This is a genomic window from Aquificaceae bacterium, from assembly GCA_037722135.1.
Lineage (GTDB): Bacteria > Aquificota > Aquificia > Aquificales > Aquificaceae > Pampinifervens > Pampinifervens sericum.
The window spans coordinates 1-1682 of record JBBKAW010000004.1 but is presented as its reverse complement, the minus strand read 5'-3'; the positions used below and the strand labels follow the sequence as shown (position 1 = coordinate 1682).

Genomic DNA, 1682 nt, shown 5'->3' with positions numbered 1-1682 from the left:
GGAAGTTCATAAGGTCGTCTATCCTTTTGTTAACATCCTCTATCCTCTTGTTCGTGTCTTCTATCCTCTTGTTCGTATCTTCTATCCTTTTGTTGATATCCTCTATCCTCTTGTTTAGTTGTTCCAAAGTGGCTTTTATCTCCGCTATATCCCTGACTATTTGCCTTTCTTCTTGAGGGGTAAGAGCAAAGGAAAAGCACACTAATAGTAGAGGCACGAACACTTTCATCATGCTACAAGCTCCTGAAGTCTCTTGAGAGTGGTAGACACATCCAGCTTTACCGATGGGCTCATAGTTAGAGAAAGGGCTATCCCCTTCACATACTGACCCTTAGCACCAGAGGGCTTTGCCTTCACAACCGCATCTATGGCGGTATAGATGTTTTGGATTAGCTTTTGCTCCTCAAAGGATATCTTGCCCACGGGCATATGCAGGTTTCCTGTTTTGTCGACTCTGAACTCCACTCTTCCCTTTTTGGCTTCTTCTATAGCCTGCTTTAGGTTTGTGGTGACCGTTCCAGTTTTCGGGTTTGGCATAAGACCTTTTGGACCCAGTATCTTACCGAGCTTTGCCACCTTGGGCATTATCTCGGGAGTAGCTATAACCACGTCATAGTCCACCCACTCTTCTTTGGCTATCTTGTTTATGAGGTCTTCGCCACCCACATAGTCCGCACCTGCGTCCTTTGCTATCTTTTGATATTCACCCTCTGCAAGCACCAAGACCTTTAGCTCCTTGCCAAGACCATGGGGTAATACCACCGAACCTCTTACCATCTGGTCCGCATACTTGGGGTCAACCCCGAGCCTCATGGCGAGCTCTACTGTCTGGTCAAACTTGGGACCACAACCTGCGTGAAGTTTTTTGAGAACTTCTACTGCTCCTTCTACTGTGTAAAGGGCATCCTTGTCATAAAGCTCAAGGCACTTTTGATATCTCTTTCCTCTCTTCATGGCTCTACTCCTTCCATCCTTCTACTTCTATACCCATACTTCTTGCAGTTCCTACCACTTGCCTCATAGCAGCTTTTATGTCTTTCGTGTTCATATCTTTTAATTTAAGTTTTGCAATCTCTTCTACCTGCTTTAGGCTTACCTTACCCACCTTTTGCCTCTTGGGGTCCGAAGAACCCTTTTGCACTCCTGCAGCCTTCTTAAGGAGATAAGATACGGGAGGTGTTTTAAGCACAAAACTAAAGCTCCTGTCCTGATAAATGGTTATAACTACAGGCAAGATGGTTCCAGGCTCAAAATCCTTACTGGCAGCGTTAAACTGCTTTACAAACTCCATTATGTTAACACCATGCTGACCCAAGGCAGGACCCACCGGTGGTGCAGGTGTTGCCTGCTGGGCAGGTAGCATAAGCTCAACCTTTGCGGTTACCTTCTTCATCCTCTTTCCTCCTTTCTTCTTTCCACAAAGAGAGTAAGTAGCATATTCATAAGAGTGTCAAGTCTTTGGTTTATATGCCTGAGCTCAGCTCTTGTCTCTTTTTGATACTTTTCCTGCCTGTCTTCCATCCTATTAAGGCGTTCTGTAAATTCATCTCTGAATGTCTTTATGTGTCCAAGTAGTTCTTCTTTGTCTTTTTCTTGCCTGTCTTCTATCTTATTAAGACGTTCTGTGAATTCATCTCTGAGTGCCTTTATGTGTCCAAGTAATTCTTCTTTATCCCTTTCCT

At 44.4% G+C, this 1682-nt stretch carries 4 protein-coding genes; all 4 read right to left on the bottom strand.

Going from position 1 to position 1682, the window contains the following annotated elements; genetic code table 11:
• Positions 1-232 (bottom strand): hypothetical protein (locus WKI49_00300; protein ID MEJ7620940.1); only part of this gene is annotated, 232 nt, incomplete at its 3' end.
• On the bottom strand, positions 229-954 hold the full coding sequence (rplA, locus tag WKI49_00295) for a 50S ribosomal protein L1 (GenBank protein MEJ7620939.1): 726 nt from the start codon (positions 952-954) through the stop codon (positions 229-231). The genes WKI49_00300 and rplA, both read right to left, overlap by 4 nt.
• A gap of 4 nt (positions 955-958) precedes the next feature.
• Positions 959-1393 carry a 50S ribosomal protein L11 gene (rplK, locus tag WKI49_00290; GenBank protein ID MEJ7620938.1) on the bottom strand — a complete coding sequence of 145 codons (435 nt, stop codon included), beginning with the start codon at positions 1391-1393 and terminating at the stop codon, positions 959-961.
• Positions 1390-1682 (bottom strand): hypothetical protein (locus WKI49_00285; protein ID MEJ7620937.1); only part of this gene is annotated, 293 nt, incomplete at its 5' end. The genes rplK and WKI49_00285, both read right to left, overlap by 4 nt.